Here is a 19,130-nt window from a genome sequence, read left to right as displayed (position 1 = left end):
AAATCGTTGGGAATGCGCTCGCTACGTATTTGGATGCCCGCGTTCGGGTCCGAACCGAGCAATCGGACCTTAAGTGTGAGTTCAAAATCGCTGTACCGTTCCGTCGTACACAGAAAATCATTGTGTGCGACGGGGGATTTGAGCGACCCACCGACGATTGAACCGTCTTCGATTCGGAATACCTCCTGATTGCCTTCCCACCCCTTGAACGTCTTGCCGTCAAACAGGGATTCTGGTTTTGCCTGCTCAGCGGCCGCGGCGGCACGAACCAAGTTCAAGCCGAGGGCGCATCCGGCGCCTCGCCGTACGAATTCACGCCTGGTCATGGATTTCATGGCTACTCTCCCCTCAGTGCGACGATTCGCAATTGAGGGTGTATTATGGCCGACAGGGGCATTCGAATGAAATGGTGGCAGATAATCACATTTGACCAACATAATGTCGTCTTGCGGTGAAAGGTGGGTATGGCAAGGGTTTATGTTTGTCAGGCAATAAACAAACTTGCGCAAATCGCGGCGATTGTATAGAATATTCGTGGCTAAAGGTTAGGCACTGAAGCCCCGGCAAGGCGAACCGCTACCGGAGGCATTCCTAGCAGGCGAAGCGATTTCGCGAAGCCTATTGCGCGAGCGCTTCGCCAACAACAGGCCCTGCACGCAGGGAGGGTATCGTGGGCGAACCTGCCCGATCAGAGCCAGCGAACGCGGTCTCAGTTCAAGCGCCCCTCAATGAAGTATTGGTGGGCCAGAGTCCGGCTATTGCCAATGTGCGGGAAATGCTTGGGCGGCTGGCCTCCGCGGACATAACCGTCTTAATCACCGGCGAAAGCGGCACAGGGAAAGACATTGCCGCACGGATGCTCCATAAACAATCGGGCAGAAGCGGCAGACCCTTCGTGAAAGTGAATTGCCCCGCCATTCCTGAGAGTATTTTGGAGAGCGAGCTGTTCGGATATGAACGGGGGGCCTTCACGGGAGCGCGCAATTCAAAACCGGGCCGGTTCGAGTTGGCAAACCACGGAACGATCTTCCTGGATGAGATTGCAGAGACTTCGCCGACTGTCCAGGGGAAATTGTTGCAAGTCCTTGATGGGGAGCCGTTTATGAGAATCGGTGGAGTGACGCCGATTCAAGTGGATGTTCGCGTAATAGCGGCCACCAACGTCAATCTCGAGGAGGCCGTGCGAAACGGCGCTATGCGAGAAGACATTTACTTCCGCTTGAGCGAGGTCATCGTGCGCATGCCGTCGCTTCGGGAACGCCCCGAGGATGTGCCATTACTTGCGGAACACTTCAATTTTAACTATTGTGAGCGCCTTGGCAGGGCGTACGAGCCGTTGCCTGCGGACTACGTCCGTCAGATGCAGCGGCTACCTTGGCCTGGTAATGTGCGTGAACTTGGCGGTAGCGTCAAGAAGTATGTGGCAACCGGGGATCCCGAGTTGCTGCTGGGCGATACCGTGGAACTGGCGGCTGAAGCGGTACCTGAGGCGCCACAAGTAGTGCCCGCGGCCGCAGCCGCCACACAGCCGTCGCAAGCGAGTGCTCCACAGCCGCGCAAGTTTCCATCTCTGAAAGAGGTGGCGCAGCGTGCGGTGGAGGAAGCAGAGAAGGCCCTGTTAGAGGATGTCCTGAGATATACGTTGTGGAATCGGCGGCGTGCCGCTAAACTCTTGGGTATTAGCTACAGTTCGCTGTTGAGGCGAATAGACGCATACAACCTTGGCAAGAGCGGGAAGCATGAAGAGTAACGATCACGTGGTGCTTAGGGTTGGCGGCCAGCTATGGATGGCCGTCACCGTGTGCATTCTGGCTGCCCTCATCGCGACGCCTGTGGGTTTCGCGGGGGAGAAGACAAAACTACCGGTTCAGAAAGTCAATGACAAGAACTCACCGATTAAAGAGAAGGTGACCTTGTCATCGGAACAACTGAACCTGAAGTGGGTCGACGCGGAGTCGCCCGAAGAACCAGCCAAGCAGGCCGTTGCCGCAGCAGCGGAGGCGTCTCCGGCAGCTACGCCGGAGCCTGCCGCGGCGGCCCCCGAAGAGGCGTCTCCAGAGTCGGAGCCGGTTGCCAGCGAACCGTTGGGCGACTACACGATCGGTCCGGGTGACCTGTTGTCGTTCCAGTCTTTTGACGATCCATCCATTACGCGCGATCAGGTGTTGGTGCTTTATGACGGGACGGTATCGTTGCCGCTTATCCCGAATGTCAACATAAATGGCATGACGCGGGATCAAGCAGAAGCGGCCATTCGAACGGCCTACGAGAAGGTATTCAAGGTACCGCAGATTGCACTCAACGTGCGTACGACCGCGAGCAAATATTTCTACGTAATCGGCGACGTGAACCGCGCGAGCAAGTATCCGTACGAAGGAAAAGTCAACGTACTTGAGGCAATCAACATTGCGGGTGGCCTGCGGATTACGCAACGTTCCGGGGGCGAGGCTTATGCGGCAACGCAAGGCACGTTGTCCAAGGCGTTTATCATCCGTACGGGGTCGAGTGGCCGTGAGATCATCGAACTGGACTTGAGCGGCCTGACGCGCAAGGGTCCGCATCCGAGCGAGACTGAGGTCTACCCGGGGGACATCGTTTATCTTCCGGAAGGCGTCAACTTGGTGTATGTGCTGGGAGAGGTGCGTACGCCGAGCGTGTTTCAGTTGAACGAAGGCCAGACGCTAACGCAGGTGCTGACGATAGCGGGCGGTCCGCTTGAGACATCGGCCCGCATTTCTCACGTCGTGCTGATGCGCCCGGTGGATGCGACGAACTACGACGTATTGCTCATCGATTGGAAGAAGATTCTGAAGACCGGCAAGGACATCCCGCTGCAACCGGGAGACGTTGTATATGTTCCTCGCAAGGGGCTGGTGCGTCTCCAGGAATTTGTATCGAGATTCACGGGATCGATTTCGCCGCTATTGTCGTTGTACACGCAGGCTTACGACGCCTACTACACGGATAAGCGATACAACTTGTTGTTCAATAACACTACAGATACCAACCAGTTGGTCACGACATTGCAGGGTATTCGAAACTTCGGCAGCATTTTGGGGAGTCTGCCGCAACTACCGGCAGCGACGCCGTAGGAAGACGCATGACGACTGAGTATTTGACCGATGCAACGGCTCTCTCAGCCCAGGCGCGAATGCAGGGGGCGGGGCTGCGACGGATTAATTTGAAGCGCATGATACGCATGCGCGGACCGCTCATGGCGTTTGTGGCGGTCATGCTGATCATACCGCTCAGTCTGGCCGTTTGGTTTTTTGTGCCGCGTGAATACGAAGCCACCTCGGCTATTCGCTTCTCGCCGAGCCGTCAAGTCATTTTGACAAACACGGAAGGCACGGCGGTGTCTTCGGACTACGTGACTTACGTAGAGACCCAGAAGGAACTGATTAAAGGGAACAGCGTTCTGGAGCGCGTCGTTCAACAGCCGCAGATCCGCGACTTGCCGCTCATCGCGCGCCAGCGGGATCCTCGCTCATTTCTGCAACGCCGAGTGAGAGCGCAGTTGACGCCAGTTACGGAACTTGTACAAGTATCGTTTTCATCCAGTGACCGTAATGCGGCCTTGTTGATTGTCCGGACCGTCGTTGAAGAGTATTTGAAGCAGGCTACTGCCAGCGAAAAGGTGACGAACGATCAGATCACGCGCCAGTTGATTGAAGAGCGTGATACTCTTGAAAACAAGGTCACCGATCTCCGCAATTCGGTGGATAAGCGGCGCCGGAGCATTGGCGGGCTTGTCACGAACAGTTCCGAGGGTGTGGACGCGGAGATGCGCTCCATCTTCGATAATCTCTCCAAAGCCCAGGCGGATATCAGCACCGCGGAAAACCAAGCCGGGCAACTCGAATCGCAGGTGGGCCAACTTGAGGAGATAGTCGCGCGTTCCAAGAGCGCTCCGGAACAACCTATCTACGAGTTTGGAATTGAAGAGTCGTTGAGCACTGACAATGCAGTGCAAGTCAAGACGCAGCAACTCGCATCGACCGATGCGCGTCTTGCCGAGCTGAAAGAGAAGTACCTTGAGGGAAGCCCATTTCTGACGGCTCAAATTGAAGCGCGCAACTCGATGGAGAAGGAGCTTGCCCGTTCTCAGGGAGAGGCACGAGCACGTATTGCCCAATCACGTTTGGAATTGGCAAAGCTGGATCTAGAGCGCGCGAAGAAGGCCGTCGATGACGCGAAGACGCGCAGCACGAACTTCACGGCGCTGCTGGATACGCACACGCAGAAGTCGCTGGAAATCATGCAGGCGATGGCAAGCGTCAAAGAAGAAGAAGCGGCGCTTGAGGACGCGCGAACCGATCTTCGCGACGTGCAAGAGAAGATCCGCATGTTGCACATCGAAAGCCGCGCACCCTCCACAATCAACGTAGCGGAACCGGCGCAGGCTCCGGAGTTCCCGGACTACAACCGCCGGTTGAAGATGTTGGCGCTGGTGATGATGGCGTCGTGTGGCGCGGGAGCGACCGTAGGTTTGTGGCGGGAGTTGACCGATCAGCAAATCCGCACGGCCCAAGACGTCGGCTATATTTCGGACCTGCCGCTTATCGCGATGATTCCGCGCACGGACTCGGACAAGCTGCCTGCAAAGGTGCGTGCGTCATCGGTGATGCTGCGCCACCCGGAATCTATCTCCGCAAACGAATACCGTCGCGTGTTGACGCGGATCATTTACCCGCCGGAAGGTTCCGCCGAACTGAACACGGTACTTATCACGAGTCCCATGCGCGGAGACGGAAAGACGTCGCTGGCCTGCAATCTTGCCGCCGCGTTGGCGCAGGCGAATCGGCGAGTGTTGTTGCTGGATATCTGCTCGCGGCGTCCCTCGATCGAACAAGCCATGGGGCTGTCGGCGGGACCCGGGTTGTCGGAGATACTGAGTGGAAGCATGGAGGCGGGACAAGCGATACGCACGGCAGGTCACCCAAACCTTTCTGTATTGGGACCGGGATTGGGCGAATCGGGCGTTATCGGGCAACTTGCGTCACGTGACATTGTAGGCTTCCTTGAGCAGGCCGAGCAGATGTTCGAACACGTCATTATCGACTCCCCTCCCGTATTGCTGATGGCCGATGCGAAGCTGTTGGCTCCGGTGGTGGACGGTGTGATTGTTACCGTCGGCGTGGGTGTAACTACACTTGGAATGGCACAGCGCTGCCTGAATGACCTGCAGCAAATCGGAACGAACATCGTTGGAGTAGTGCTCAATGGTTTGAGGTACGAACCGGGCGGCTACATGCGCGACAACCTGGACAATTTCTACAACTATGCCGCGAAGGGCCGCCGCCACGAGCAACCCGAGTATGTCGTGGAAGCAAGCGAACCACCGCGTCAAGACTACCAAGAAGTGATTATCGAAGATGATGACGACTCGGCATCCGTGTTGATCATGGACGAGCCGAGCACTATCCGTCCCAAGCGGCGCATCTATTAAGACGTAGCAGAAAGACGCGTGCCGCTCCACCGTACACAATGGGTTTGTCGAACCGAATCGGCGTTCCCGTCGAAGTGATCGCGAACAGGAGACCGAGTAGTCCGCAATTTGCACCGGCGCGATTGAGCGCCGAAGCCAATTGCTCACGTGCAGGACGTTGAGGTTATGCCATGAGGATTTCTCGCGTACGCAATCTGTTCTCGGAGAACCGCCTCAACTTGCGCCGCAGGTCGTGCAAACGTACTGGTTACGAGAGGGGTTCATGTGTGTTCGTGAGAAATCCGGGGTTGAACGGTTTTGGGCGATAGCCGGATTCCGCATGCGGCGGTGCAGAGAAGAGCCGGCCTCCAAGGCAGTCTCGGTAGGTGAAAGTGAACACGGTCGAATTGTTCGATATGTCCTTCAGCAACGTGACTTTCTCCGAACTGTGCGAGCAAGTGGACCTGCGCGTTCGCTCGCGCCAGCCGGGATATATCTGCACGCCCAACGTCGATCACATTTGCCAGTATCACCGGCTTGAACCGTATCGGGAAGCGTATAAGAAGGCGTGGATGCGGGTGGCCGATGGCGCGCCGGTGATTTGGGCCTCGCGAGTTTTTGGCAGGCCGCTTGCCGCCAAACTGAGCGGTTCCGACCTAGTGGTTCTCTTGTCTGAACATGCCGCGGGTCAAGGGCATTCGATCTATTTTCTCGGGGCGGCGGAGGGTGTGGCGGCGGATGCAGCCGAGAAGCTCCGCACCCGTTTTCCTACATTGCGCATTGCGGGCATCTATTCGCCGCCGTACGGATTTTACTCCGATGAGAAGCAGAGCATGGAGGTCGCGGAACGTGTCCGCGAATCGGGGGCCGACATCTGCTTTGTGGCGCTGGGAGGTCCGCACCAGGAAATCTGGATGGCCAAGTACTGCGAGGCATGCGGCGTCCCCGTGATGATCGGTATTGGAGGATCGTTTGACTTGGTGACAGGCCGCGTACAGCGGGCGCCGGTCTGGATGCAACGAAACGGACTTGAGTGGGTTTGGCGGCTTTGTCAGGAACCCAGACGATTGTGGCGCCGTTACCTGGTCGATGATCTTTTCATCTTCGTGTTATTGTGGCGCGAGTTGCGTCGCGTTGTAATACAGGCTGTCCGCACTTGACGGCAGCACAATCGAAATAGGGCAAAGTATGACGCGCAAGATCTGGATCGTACTGGGCGTACTTGTGGTGCTTTCTATATTGGGGGCAGCCGCGGGGGCCGTAGGCGTGTACTTGTACATAGAGCACCGGAATGCCACGTGGCTTAGGGACGCCGAGACAGCTTACGCGCAGGGCGACTGGCAGAAGGCAAAAGTAAATTACGAACGATACATGCCGCAAGACCCGCGGAACGAAGAACTGTTGCTGAAGTATGCGAAGGCGTGCGAGAGCCTCATACCCAATCGTCAGTCCGCATTAAAGGGGGCCACGACGGCGTATCAGCAAATCTTGGGCTTTAATCCTGGCAATACCGATGTTCGGACAAAGCTTATTGACACCTATGTCCGCATGAACGATTGGGGTTCATTGGAGTACTACGCGGCGGAGTGGCTGCGTAACGCGCCGGACGACCCCGTTCTTGGGTACTATCATGCGCTTGCGCTCGATCGTACGGGCCGGCGAGACGAAGCTGTAGAGGCATACAAGAAGTTGGTCGATTCGGGCACTGATCATTCCGACGTGTACGGCAACCTTGCGCGGCTGTTGCGCGATCAAGGCCAGGAAAAGCAGGCACAGAGTGTCCTCGAGAAAGCAGTGACGGACAGGCCACAGGATGCGCACGTTCGCGTCGAGTACGCTCGATACCTTGCGCGAACGAGCGACTGGACCAAGGTCGAGGCCTTGTTGCAGGAAGCCATGACGTTGGCGCCGGATGACCCTGATGTGCTTATGGCGCGCGCGCAATCGTTGTCGTTGCGCGGAGACTATGCCGGCGCAATCGATCTGGGTAAGAGAGCACTGGATGCCAAGCAAAGCGATATCAATGCGTATCTGGTGCTTGCCGGAGCATACAGCAGTCTTGGCAAGGTTGACGAAGCGATTGCCGTGTTGGCTGCGGCTCCAGCGGAGATACAAGCGGACAATCCATCTTTACCGATTATGCTCGTGGATTTGCAGTTGAGCGCGAACCGGTTTGACGACGCGCACAAGACCATCGAGTTCTACAAGAGCGTGAATCCGAATCAGATGCCCATCGTGGAGTATTTTGCGGGCAAGGAACTGCTCGTAAAGGGAGAACCCGCGGCGGCAGTACAGCGGCTTGCCAGCGTGGTTCAACTCCGGCCCGGGTTTTCGCCCGCGCAATTTGCCCTGGCATTGGCCTATATCGAGACGGGAGAAAATGAGCTGGCCCGCAACACGCTCGAAGGTTATCTGGCGAAGAACCCCGGAGACATACGGGCGCAGCAACTGATGTCGCAGCGGTATGGCAAGCCGCTGACACTGAAAGAGCTGGCTGAACGCGCCAATGAGGTACTTAACGATCCGCAGGTGGACGCGGGAAGATTGCTGTCTGCCGCGGCAACGTTGTTTGAGGGCGCGTCGCGGGCAGGGAAGCAAGCGGAATACGGTGAGGTTGTCCGTGGACTGCTCGCGAAGGCAATCAAGGGCGACCCAAAGAACGTAGACGCGTATCGAATGCTGGTTGAAGTCTCCCTGGGGCTCGGGGATTTGCCGGCAGCGCAGGCAGCGTTGGATGACGCAGCCGCCGCGGGCGCTGAATCTAGCGCGCTTGCCTTGTCGCGCGCCAGCATTGCGTTGGCGAAAGGCGACGAGTCCGCGGCGCAAGCCGTATTTGCGGAGGCCAGCGATGCGAAGGACTTCGGCCGTGAAAGCTACAGCGCGTGGGCCGGCCTTTTCGCATCCAAAGACAAGATCGAAGCCGCGCAAGGCGTCTATGACAAGGGCATATCGAAGCTGGAAGCTGCCAACGACAAGAAGACGCTCGAAGTGGAGCAGATCGGTCTCGCGCTGCGGACGAAAGATACCGATGGTGCGCTCGAGTCAATCACGCGCTTGGCTACACAGATTGATGCGGGTACGCCGCCACGAAAACAGCTCAACTCCGCCCGGCTCCAAGTGGCTGCGCAATTGCTTGACAAAGGCGAGTCCGACAGCGTTGAAAAAGCGAAGCAGCTTCTGGACGCCGTTCGAGCCGAAGAGCCGGACAATCTCGGACTTGTAACGATGGACGCGGCGGTCCTCTTGCTGCGTGACCCGCCCGACTATGACGGGGCGGAAACGTTGTTTGAGCGCGCCGAATCGGCTCCCGGAGGCAATCTGCGGGCGGAGTGGGGACTCATAAAGATTGCGCTGGCGCGCGCGGATTTTCCGAAAGCGTTGACACACGCGGAACGCGCGCTTGCATTGGCGCCTTTGTCGAAAGAAGTGCGGTTGCAGATGGCCGACATCCAAATGAAGTTGCAGCGGCCGCGAGAGGCGGAGGCAACGCTCAACGAGTTGCTTGCGTCTGATCCTGACAATCTTGACGCCTTACGACTGTTGGCCGTTAGTTTCTTCGATCGCAACCAACCGGACAAGGCGAAAGAGACCTTGGCAAAGTTGGAGCAGCGAGCCAAGGGCAATGCGGAGACGGAGGCTATGGTGGCTTCGTTGCGCGGCCGCATGCTTCTTGCGGAAGGGTCTGCGCCGCAGGCGGAGAAGGTGCTGCGCGAACGCGTGACCGCCGATCCTAACGATTTTGACGCCATGCTCGACTTGGCAAAGTCCATTAGCGCACAAGGACGACACGATGAAGCCGCCACTCTCGTCGAGGATTTTGCGAAGGCGCATGGCGGCGAGCCCCGTGCGTGGGTGGCCCTTGCCCGTTTCTGTGTCGACGGCGACAAGCCGGATCGGTACGAACGCGCGTCCACAGCGCTGACGCGGGCCTTGCTGGCGGACCCGAACTATGTTGCCGCGCTGCGTGAGATGCTTGAGCTGCGCCTCAGACAAGGCGCGTATGGAGAGGCCTTGGCGCTGTGCGAACGCTACCTTTCGAAGAACCCCGATGATGCGGACATGCTCAACACGAAAGCCGCACTTCTTGTCCAGACGGGCCTGCGCACGGAAGAGGCGCTATCCGCGGCGGACCGGGCCGTGAGTCTCTCCGACCGGCCCGAATATTTGCTGACGCGCGGCCTTGTGCTGTCGTCCATGCGAGAGTACTCGCGGGCTCTGCGTGACTTGGAGACTGCGGCGAATGGCATGAGCGCGACGACCGCGCAGATTGACGCGGCGCTCGCGGAAGTCTACCTGGCGACAGGCCATATTCAGCAGGCGCGCGAACGTCTCACTATGGCGCAGGATAAATCCAAGAAGGGAGACGCAGTAAACCCGGCGCGTCTCAATCAGATTGAGCAGGCGCTCAAGTCGCAGGAGAGCAAGGGATGACCGGGCACGAAGCGGCGCCAGAACGAATTGACGGCGACAGGGAGCAGGCTTCTTCGGGCTCTCGCAACTTGCCGTTGTTCGGCGGAGTCGTAGCCGCTCTGATCCTTGTAGCGATGTACCGGCGAGCCGCGGAAGAACTCTACACGAATTGGAATCTGGTCGATTCCTACTATACGCACGGATATCTTGTGCCTCTGGTAAGTCTGTTTTTCGTCTGGAAAGACCGAGCGAGAATTGCCGGAATTCCGGTGTCTCCCAGCGCATGGGGGCTCGTTTGGATGGCTTTTGCGGGGGTCATGCTGCTGGTGGGCGACTTCCTCGGTTTCCGCGTGTTCGGTCACCTTTCCATTCTTCCCATGTTGACGGGCGCGTTGATCGTGTTTCAGGGGCGCGCGCGAACGCAGTGCATGTGGTTCCCGATTGTATTTCTGATCTTCATGATTCCCATTCCACCATCGATGACGCAGAGTATCGCTCTGCAGTTGAAATTGATTGCGGCGGAGACCGCGGTGCGGATTGCGAATCTTCTGACGCTTCCGATGGTGCGGGAAGGCTCGTACATCCATTTTGGCAGCGACAAACTCCTGGTTGGTGACGTGTGCGGCGGGTTGCGAAGCCTTATTTCGCTGTTGGCTCTGGGCGCGCTCGCTGCTTACATCAGTTCGGCGAAGCGGTGGGGAAAAGTGCTTCTGTTGGTGCTTGCCGGACCCATTGCCATCGCCGCGAATATTGTCCGCATATTCTTCCTTTGTGTTGTCGGCTATATCTGGGGGAGCGAGATGGCCGGCGGAAAGGTACACGACCTCTCCGGCGTGCTGATCTATGCCGTGGCCATTATGCTCTTTGTCCTGGCGGAAGTGCCGTTGCGGCGCTGGGCGGGCGCGGAGCGCGAGAACGAACCCAAGGCTCAAGAGACTCCTGCTGCAGTCTCCCGAAGGAGCCCGGTTGCGTTGTTTGGGATTGCGCTTGTCTTGCTTGGCGCGGTCACGTTCACGCATCTGAAGATAATCAATGCGCAGGCATTGGCCAATCTCGACGCTTCTGCGCCGGTAAACATCAACATCCCCGATCGCATTGTGGACTACAAGCAGGTTGGGGTCGATGTCGGAGTCGATACCCGAACGCAGCAGATTCTGGAGTCCAGCACGATTGTCATTCGAAACTACGCGTCTCCGGCGGGCAGGCCGATCCAGTTGAGCATCGTGCATGCCGGAACGACACGACGCAGCCTGCATTTCCCCGAAGTGTGCCTTGTGGGCGCGGGATGGGAAATCGTCAAGCAGGAAAGCGCGTCGGTGGGCATTCTGTTTTCCGCAAAGCGATTGGTGCTCGTAAAGGGAGACCAGCAGGAAGCGGTGTTGTATTGGTTCAAGACAGGAGACACGGTCACGGGTAACTTCTTCTTGAACGCATTTTATTGGGCCAAGAACCAATTGACATTCGGTACGCCCACGTCGGCCATGATCAAAGTGACGACGCCAATCCTCAGCGATGGGGAGGGTGGGGCTTTTGCATCGTTGGAAGACTTCGCGACTAAATTCGCGCCGGTGATGAGCAAGGAAATCCAGTAGGAAGGAACCCGGTATGACTAACCGACACACACAACCTTTTCGCGGGACGGTTTTGTGGCTGACAGCCATTTTGTGTTGCGCTCTTGTGGCCGTTTCTGTGGGGTGTGGCGCGCGGCGCAGCAAGCAGTATTCGGAGCAAGGCAAGACGTATCTGGCGATCCACAATCCGGAGGAGGCCCGGAAGGCGTTTGAGCGCGCTCTTGAGCTGGATGCAACAAACGCGGAAGCCAAAGTGGGCTTGGCGAAATGCCTCGTGCTGCTGAAACAAGACGACGCGGCCCTTGCGGCCTATCGCGAGGCGATTCAGATGTCGCCCACGCTCGACACGGCGTACATCGATGCGGCACGCCTTCTGCTTCAACACAAAGACCCAGCCGGGGCAGAAGCGATTGCCAAACAGTTCGAGGCCGTCAAAGCCGAATCCGGCGGCATTCTTCGCGCGTATGTGTTGCGGGAGTCTGGCAAGAACGACGATGCCATCGCGTTGTTGACGAGTCTAAAGGAGCAGTTTCCGAAGTCCGTCGATGTGCGCGTGAATCTTGCCACGGCTTATATCGACGGCGGTAAAGCCGCGGAAGCGGAGCAAGAACTCTCAAGCGTCTTAAGTGAACTCGATGGACAATCGTTGCCTGCGCGCATGTTGCTTGTCGAGGCTTATCAGAAGCAGGGCAAGCTGGATGCCATGGTCCAGGAATTGCGCAAGATGGCGGCGGAGCGTCCCACCGACGACAATCTTGCGTTGTCGCTTGCGCGAAGTCTTCTTATGGCGGAACAGTACGACGAAGCGGAATCGATCGCACGGCCGATACTTGAACGCACCCCCGAATCGGCGTGGGCGAATTACGTGATCGGCGTATGTCTGATTCACAAGAAGCAATATCCCGAAGCCGTGGAATGTCTGCAGGCGGCCTCGGCGGGGCTTCCAGACAACAAGCAAGTCGCGGACATGCTTGCGACGGCGGAAAACGGCGGCACGATAACGCCCGGCAAAGAGGGGGCTCCGACCGCGACGGCGGAGATAACGAGCCCCGCGCCGCCTCAAGAGGGGGAAACATGGCGTACGTTGTGGCAGGAAGCACGCTTGAGGCGGTTGTTGGAGAATAGAGAAACCTATCTGGCGAAGCCCGAGGATGGCCTCGTGGAGGCATTGGCGCTGGCGGCGGTGTTTACCGACAATGCCGCTGTGGCACAAGAACTGGCGACGCGTCTGCCTGCCGATTCTCCAGTCGCCACGTATTTGAATGCGCTGCTTAAGCGCGACGTTGAGGGCATGAAGAGTCTGATCGAGTCGTGGAAAGAGACGACCGGCGAGCGCAAGGTTTATCAACTGAACGCACGAGGATTCGCGTTCGCTCTGGGCGGCGCTCGTTCACAAGCTTTGGCCGCCTATTCGGAATGCGCCCAGGCAGCGCCGGACAACGTGGTTTCGTTCTACAACATTGCGCAGATGTTCCGTTCGGCGGGCATGCCGAAGTTCGCGGTAAGCTCGCTCAAGCGGCTGATTACCCGGTACGAACGAAACACGGAAGCCCGCCAGATGCTTTTCGATTTGTGCATGGAAGCGGGGTACTTTGGCGAGGCGCGGCAACTTGCGGAGTCGTCGTATGCCCTCTTCCCAGACGATCCGACCACGCTGCTGAACCTCGCGCGCGTGTATCGCACGGAAGGCGACGTGGCGCTGGCGACTGAGGTCTTGAAGCGGGGCATGGAATCACTCCCCAATGCTTCCGTTCTGGCGGTCGCGCTGGGTGAAGTATTGACCTACGTTGGAAACGCCGATACCTCATTGCAGACCCTGGAGAGCGTGCGGTCGGCGAAGGAGATGGCGGCGCAAATAGGTTTCATCACGGCATTCGACTATGCCCTGCAAGACAATTGGTCCGGAGTGCTGCAGCAGTGTGACGAATTGGCCGGTGCGCGTTATCCCTTGTCGGTTCGATTGCTGCATGTGGCGTCGCTCATCAAGGGCGACAAGGCGGACCGCGTCTCCGAACCATTGCTTAATGCGGAGGGCAAACCCATTGCCGGGCCAAGCACGCTCGTGCTGTTGAGCGCTCTAGGGAAACTGGAAGGGCCTATTTCCGACGATGACCAGTCGCTTGCGAAATCGCTGGCGGGGGACCCGTCCAGTTTGTTCACGTTTGCGTACGCGATGGCGTGCCGCGAGGCGGGTTTTGCGCCAAAGGCCCTGGAGCAATTCCGTGAATTGGATACGCGTGTTCCCAATCAGCCGCGACTCGTGAACCTGTTGTTGCGCACGCTGGCGCGGGCAAAGACTATGCCGGACCGCGTGGAAATCGCCAAGGAGTACACGTCGAAGTATTCGAACGTTGCGGGGGCGTGGTTGGGCTTGGCGGAAGTGTATTCATTGATGGACGACCGCAAAGGCCAAGAGGAAGCATTGCGTAAGGCCGTGGAAGTGGAGCCGAAAAACTCCGAGGCTTGGTTGGCGTTGGCACAATACCTTGACGAGTCGAACAACCTTGAAGAGTTGACCTCGGTGTTTCGCAAATTGATAGAGCTCCTTCCGGACGATCCGTTTGTGCAGAACAATCTCGCGTATTGCATACTTCGCACGAATGGCGACACGTCCGAAGCGCTTGCGCTGGCCAAGAAGGCGTCGGAGAAGCTGAAGATGCATCCCAACGTGCTGCATACGCTGGGATTGGCCTTGTTGCGATCGGGCGATTTGCAGGAAGGTCAGAAGAACCTTGGTCTCGCGCTGGAGATGCAGCCCGGGGATCCGACCATGCTCCTGGATTTCGGCAACGTGCTGCTGCAAACCGACAAAAAAGAGGACGGGAAGAAGTTGATCGAGTTGGCCCTCCGGTACGCGAATCAACTCGGACTGGACTTCCCCCGGCGCGCGGAAGCGGAAGCGGCCTTGTCTAAGGCATGAGCGGGATTCCGGGTCTAGATTCCGGCTTGGATGCGCGTGAACCGGACATCACGGAGCCCGAAGGCGACGAGGTCGCCAGGGCCTCGTTGCGCACGCTATTGGTGCGTGGTTTCTCATGGACGTTCGTCGAGAACCTGTTTTCTCAAGGCCTGCGGTTCGTCAGCAACCTGATTCTGACGCGTCTTCTGTTCCCCGAGTATTTTGGACTCATGATGCTGGTCGGGGTGTTCATTCAAGGCCTGGAAATGATCTCGGACGTGGGCATCGGCCTCAGCGTCGTTCAGGATAAGCGCGGGAACGAGCCCAAGTTCCTGAACACGGCGTGGACCATTCAGGCCCTTCGCGGATTGGTGGTGTACCTGGCGGCGTTACTCCTGACGTGGCCCGTCGGCCATTTTTACGGGAAACCAGAGCTGTATTACCTGCTCCCTGTGGCGGCTCTCGGGACCGTTATCAGCGGTTTGAATTCCATCAATTTTCACCTGCTGAGCCGCCGTGTGGCCTTGGGCCGCATCACCGTTCTCAACATCAGCTCTCAGGTTCTCACAATCGGGATCACGGTGGTTGTCGCATGGATGTTGCGCAGCGTCTGGGCCCTGGTGATCGGATCGCTCGCAGGATACGCGATCAAGTGCGCGCTCAGTTTTCTTCTCTGTCCGGGGCCGCCCAACCGATTCGGGTGGGATCGCGAGATCGCCGCGTCGCTCGTTCGTTTCGGCAAATGGATCATGGTCAGTTCGCTGCTCGGCTTTGTGTCGTCGCGTATCGACGCCTTTACGTTGGGCGCCTACCTCAGTTCGACCGTGTTTGGCGTCTACACGATAGCGTCCAATCTATCCATCGTGGGCATCGGCATCCTGAACAATCTTGCCAGCCGCGTGTTGTTTCCAATTTACGCCCGACTTGCGGAAAAGGGAGAGGAACATCTCCGTAAACGCACCTTTCGCGTGCGAGCCATTCTGATGTTGATCAGTGTTCCGCCTTATTGTGTGCTTGCCGTGTTCGGACAACAGGTGATCGACCTGCTGTATCCCGAAGCCTACGCGGACGCGGGCCGGATGCTCCGTATTCTGGCGTTTGGCGCGATCGGGACTTCGGTTTCCAGCACGATAGGTCCCGTCCTGCTCGCAGTAGGCGATTCGTTTCGATTTATGATGGTGTTGGTCAGCAAGACCTTGGTGCTGGTGGCGAGCATGGCCTTAGGAAACTACTACTACGGTACGACCGGAGCCATTGTTGGCTTTGCCGTGAGCGATTACGTAATGTATCCCATCCTCGCGTTCAGCGTCCGGAAGTATGGGGTCTGGTTGCCGGCACTGGATCTGGCGGGTTTCGCAATGGGAATTGTGTGCATGGCATTGGGGTATTATTGGCTTCCATGAGTAACGACAGTCCACGCGTCACGGTGTTGATGCCGGTATATAACAACGAGCGATACCTGCCCGCCTCGGTCGAGAGCATCTTGAATCAGACCTATCGCGATTTTGAGTTCATCATTGTCGATGACGGTTCGTCCGATGGCTCGCTTCAACTGCTTGAGCGTTACGCGGAAGAGGACAGCCGAATTCGACTGTCAAGCCGCCCCAACACGGGTTATACGATTGCGCTGAACGAGGGACTCCGCGTCGCGCGCGGGGAATTCATCGCACGCATGGACGCCGACGATATCGCCGCTCCCGACCGATTCCGCAAGCAGGTGCAGTACTTGGACGATCATCCCGATTGTGTCGTCGTCGGCGGAAATGTGCTGTTGATCGATTGCGACGGCGACCCCATTCGCGAAATGTGCCTTGGGTATACGCACGAGGAAATCGACAACGCGCACATGCTTGGACAGGGTGGAGCGCTGATTCATCCTGCGGTGATGATTCGTAAATGGGGATTCGATCGCGTGGGCGAGTTTCGCGAGGACTACGAGTGCGCGGAAGACCTGGACATATTCCTTCGCTTGGCCGAAGTCGGAAAGGTTGCCAATGTGCCCGAAGTCGTCTTGCAGTACCGCCAGCACCTGAGCAGCATCGGGTATTCCCGAGCTGACGAGCAGCAGCGGTATACCGTATGCGCCGTGCGCGACGCGCATGAGCGTCGGGGCATCCCGCTTCCGCACGATTGGAAGTACCCCATCCAGGGTAAGGTGAGCGCGGCGAGTTCGTACAGGAAGTGGGTATGGTGGGCGCTGTCCGGACGCAACGTGCCCACCGCGCGTAAGTACGCAGTGAAGGCGGTATTGCGCGAGCCCTATAGGGTCGAATCGTGGCGTACGCTGTATTGCGCCATGCGCGGGTACTAGAGGTAAATGCGCGATAACCTTCGTCTGGCGGGAAGCTGACGCACCCCGGTCGAATGACGATCTTTAGAGAGGCCTTTCATGCGAATCACGTTCGTGCTGCCGCCGCCCGACCTCTCCGGAGGGATTCGGGTCATCGCGGTTTACGCGGACCGCTTGAAGCGGCGCGGGCACCATGTGACGCTTGTCTATCCGCCTAACCGCGGGATTCCGATCAAGCGGCGAATCGGTTGGTTGCTGCGCGGGAGAGGTTGGATTTCGCAGCCCCGATTTCATCCCTCGCACATCGACCATCTGGACGTGGAAAAACGCGCGCTCGACATGTGGCGTCCCGTAACCGAGCGGGATGTGCCCGATGCAGATGTAGTCGTTGCAACGTGGTGGGAAACCGCCGACTGGGTCGCCGCACTGCCCGCATCGAAGGGAGCAAAGGCTTACTTCCTGCAACACTTTGAAGTGCACGAGCCGGCATGGGCGCCGCATGTTCGTAGAACATGGTCGTTGCCTTTGCACAAGATTGTTGTAGCGGAATGGCTCGCAGAGACGGCCCGCCGTGAATTCAACGATACCGATGTCTCAGTCGTGCCGAACAGTGTCGATACGGAGTCCTTCAACGCGCAAGACCGCGTAAAGCAACCCGTTCCAACCGTGGGGTACATGTACTCCGTGGCGTTGTGGAAGGGCAGCGACATCGCCGCGGCCGCCGTGGAGCGGGCGCGGAAGATGTTGGGAGAGGTGCGTTGCATCGGGTTTGGCGCAATGGCGGCCACCGAGGAGTTGCCGTTGCCCGCGGACACCGAGTACTACGTGCGTCCGCCGCAGACGGAGATTCCGAGACTGTACGCGCGGGCCGACGTGTGGCTTGTGCCGAGCCGAAGCGAAGGATTTGGCTTGCCGATTCTCGAAGCAATGGCCTGCGGTACGCCGGTGATTGCCACGCCAACAGGGGCAGCGCCCGAATTGCTCGGCGATGGCACGGGTGTCGTCGTGCCGCACGAAGACCCCGGTGCGCTGGCGGATGCCATTGTCTCGCTATGCCGGGCGAGTGAGGCCGACTGGCAACGCATGTCCGAGCGCGCCTACACTAAAGCGCGAAGCTATACGTGGGACGACGCCACCGCGCGGTTCGAGGCAGCTCTGGAGACGGCCATTCGCAAATCGCGCGGCACGCAAGGAGCAAAGTCATGAGCGACGCGCCGCAAGCCAACATGCTGGTTCCGTTGATGCTCTTCGGCTGGCCTTTGGTGTTGCTGGCGCTGTTCCTTGTGCTGCCATCGCGCCGCGCCACGATTGCCGCTTTTCTCTTCGCGTGGCTCTTCCTGCCCGTAGCGGAATACAACATAGTCGGCCTGCCCGACTGGAATAAGATGTCCGCAACGTCGATTGGGATCTTTGTGGCGACAATTCTCTTCGATCCCACGCGAATTGTGCAGCTTCGGCCCCGTTGGATCGATGCCGCGATGTTGCTGCTCTGTATCTGTCCCTTCTTTTCCTCGATTACGAACAACCTCGGCGTTTACGACGGGCTTTCCAGCGTGTTTCGGCAAATCGTGCGCTGGGGATTGCCGTACATCGTTGGCCGCATGTATTTCAGCGACGTTGAAGGCATGCGCGAACTCATGATCGGCGTATTCATCGGGGGACTGATCTACGCGCCGCTTTGCTGGTTCGAGATTCGTTTCAGCCCTCAATTGCACCGAATCTTCTACGGCTACCACCAACACGGGTTTGGCCAGACCATCCGTTACGGCGGATACCGCCCCATGGTCTTCATGGAGCACGGTCTTATGGTGGGTATGTGGATGGTGAGTGCCGCCCTGTCGGGTCTGGCATTGTGGCGCAGCGGTACGCTTCGTCACCTGTTCGGGTTTCCCACGTGGCCCATGGTCGCCGTGTTGTTGCTGACCGCGCTGCTCTGCAAATCCACCGGCGCAATCGGCGTCCTCTTTATTGGGCTCGGGGCGCTTGCCGTCATCTACTACTTACGCGTAAACGTGGCCATTCCGGCCATCGCCTTCGTATCTGTCGCCTACATCCTGCTGCGAGCCTCCGGACTGTGGTCCGGAGAGCAACTCGTCGATTACGCCAACCTGATCGTCGGCGAAGAACGCGCCGGATCGCTTGAAACGCGCATTCGCAACGAGAACCTGCTTGGCGCGCGTGCGCGCGAGCAATGGCTGTTCGGATGGGGCGGATGGAACCGTTCGCGCATTACCGACGCCGCCGGACGTGACATCAGCATCACTGACAGCCAATGGATCATCACCTTCGGCGTTACCGGCGTCGTCGGCCTACTGGGGTTGTTCGGTTCAATACTGTTTCCAGCGCTCGTGCTGTCATGGCGTGCCCATCCATTCACATGGGCCCACGCCGCCGTCATCCCGTACGCGCTTGCCGCGCTGCTGCTCGCGTTGTGGATGGTCGACAACACCGTCAACGCCATGTTCAACCCCATCTACCTGCTCATGGCCGGCGGTCTCGCGGGCATGACTCCTATTGTGTTCGTGCGCGCCC

12 protein-coding genes are annotated in these 19,130 nt (G+C 58.3%); 11 read left to right on the top strand and 1 reads right to left on the bottom strand.

The features are described from left to right. Positions 1 to 335 (bottom strand): DUF1080 domain-containing protein (locus K1Y02_17155; GenBank protein ID MBX7258092.1); only part of this gene is annotated, 335 nt, incomplete at its 3' end. 335 nt (positions 336 to 670) lie between these two features. Here K1Y02_17155 and K1Y02_17150 point away from each other — a divergent pair. From K1Y02_17150 to K1Y02_17100, 11 genes are all read left to right on the top strand, one after another. Next, positions 671 to 1,750, top strand: coding sequence for a sigma-54 dependent transcriptional regulator (locus tag K1Y02_17150; protein ID MBX7258091.1), 1,080 nt, complete (start codon positions 671 to 673; stop codon positions 1,748 to 1,750). Then, positions 1,740 to 3,092 (top strand): polysaccharide export protein, encoded by a 1,353-nt coding sequence (locus K1Y02_17145; GenBank protein ID MBX7258090.1) that lies wholly within the window; start codon positions 1,740 to 1,742, stop codon positions 3,090 to 3,092. Before K1Y02_17150 ends, K1Y02_17145 begins: the two co-directional genes overlap by 11 nt. An 8-nt stretch (positions 3,093 to 3,100) precedes the next feature. Continuing rightward, positions 3,101 to 5,449 carry an AAA family ATPase gene (locus K1Y02_17140; protein MBX7258089.1) on the top strand — a complete coding sequence of 783 codons (2,349 nt, stop codon included), beginning with the start codon at positions 3,101 to 3,103 and terminating at the stop codon, positions 5,447 to 5,449. Between the two features lie 365 nt (positions 5,450 to 5,814). Continuing rightward, on the top strand, positions 5,815 to 6,588 hold the full coding sequence (locus tag K1Y02_17135) for a WecB/TagA/CpsF family glycosyltransferase (GenBank protein ID MBX7258088.1): 774 nt from the start codon (positions 5,815 to 5,817) through the stop codon (positions 6,586 to 6,588). A gap of 28 nt (positions 6,589 to 6,616) precedes the next feature. Further along, positions 6,617 to 9,859, top strand: a complete 3,243-nt coding sequence (locus K1Y02_17130; protein MBX7258087.1) for a tetratricopeptide repeat protein — start codon at positions 6,617 to 6,619, stop codon at positions 9,857 to 9,859. Next, positions 9,856 to 11,430: an EpsI family protein gene (locus K1Y02_17125; protein ID MBX7258086.1), complete on the top strand. Its 1,575-nt coding sequence runs from the start codon at positions 9,856 to 9,858 to the stop codon at positions 11,428 to 11,430. Before K1Y02_17130 ends, K1Y02_17125 begins: the two co-directional genes overlap by 4 nt. A gap of 13 nt (positions 11,431 to 11,443) precedes the next feature. Continuing rightward, a complete protein-coding gene (locus K1Y02_17120; protein ID MBX7258085.1) occupies positions 11,444 to 14,329 on the top strand; it encodes a tetratricopeptide repeat protein in 2,886 nt (961 codons plus the stop codon). Next, positions 14,326 to 15,711: a lipopolysaccharide biosynthesis protein gene (locus K1Y02_17115; GenBank protein MBX7258084.1), complete on the top strand. Its 1,386-nt coding sequence runs from the start codon at positions 14,326 to 14,328 to the stop codon at positions 15,709 to 15,711. Before K1Y02_17120 ends, K1Y02_17115 begins: the two co-directional genes overlap by 4 nt. After that, a complete protein-coding gene (locus K1Y02_17110; GenBank protein ID MBX7258083.1) occupies positions 15,708 to 16,619 on the top strand; it encodes a glycosyltransferase in 912 nt (303 codons plus the stop codon). The genes K1Y02_17115 and K1Y02_17110 overlap by 4 nt, the downstream gene beginning before the upstream one ends. A gap of 78 nt (positions 16,620 to 16,697) precedes the next feature. Beyond that, positions 16,698 to 17,804 carry a glycosyltransferase family 4 protein gene (locus K1Y02_17105; protein MBX7258082.1) on the top strand — a complete coding sequence of 369 codons (1,107 nt, stop codon included), beginning with the start codon at positions 16,698 to 16,700 and terminating at the stop codon, positions 17,802 to 17,804. Then, on the top strand, positions 17,801 to 19,130 hold a 1,330-nt coding region (locus tag K1Y02_17100), incomplete at its 3' end, for an O-antigen ligase domain-containing protein (protein ID MBX7258081.1). The genes K1Y02_17105 and K1Y02_17100, both read left to right, overlap by 4 nt.

Source organism: Candidatus Hydrogenedentota bacterium (assembly GCA_019695095.1).
Classification (GTDB): domain Bacteria; phylum Hydrogenedentota; class Hydrogenedentia; order Hydrogenedentales; family SLHB01; genus JAIBAQ01.
The sequence above is the reverse complement of the archived record's forward strand: the minus strand, read 5'-3'. Positions and strand labels throughout refer to the sequence as shown.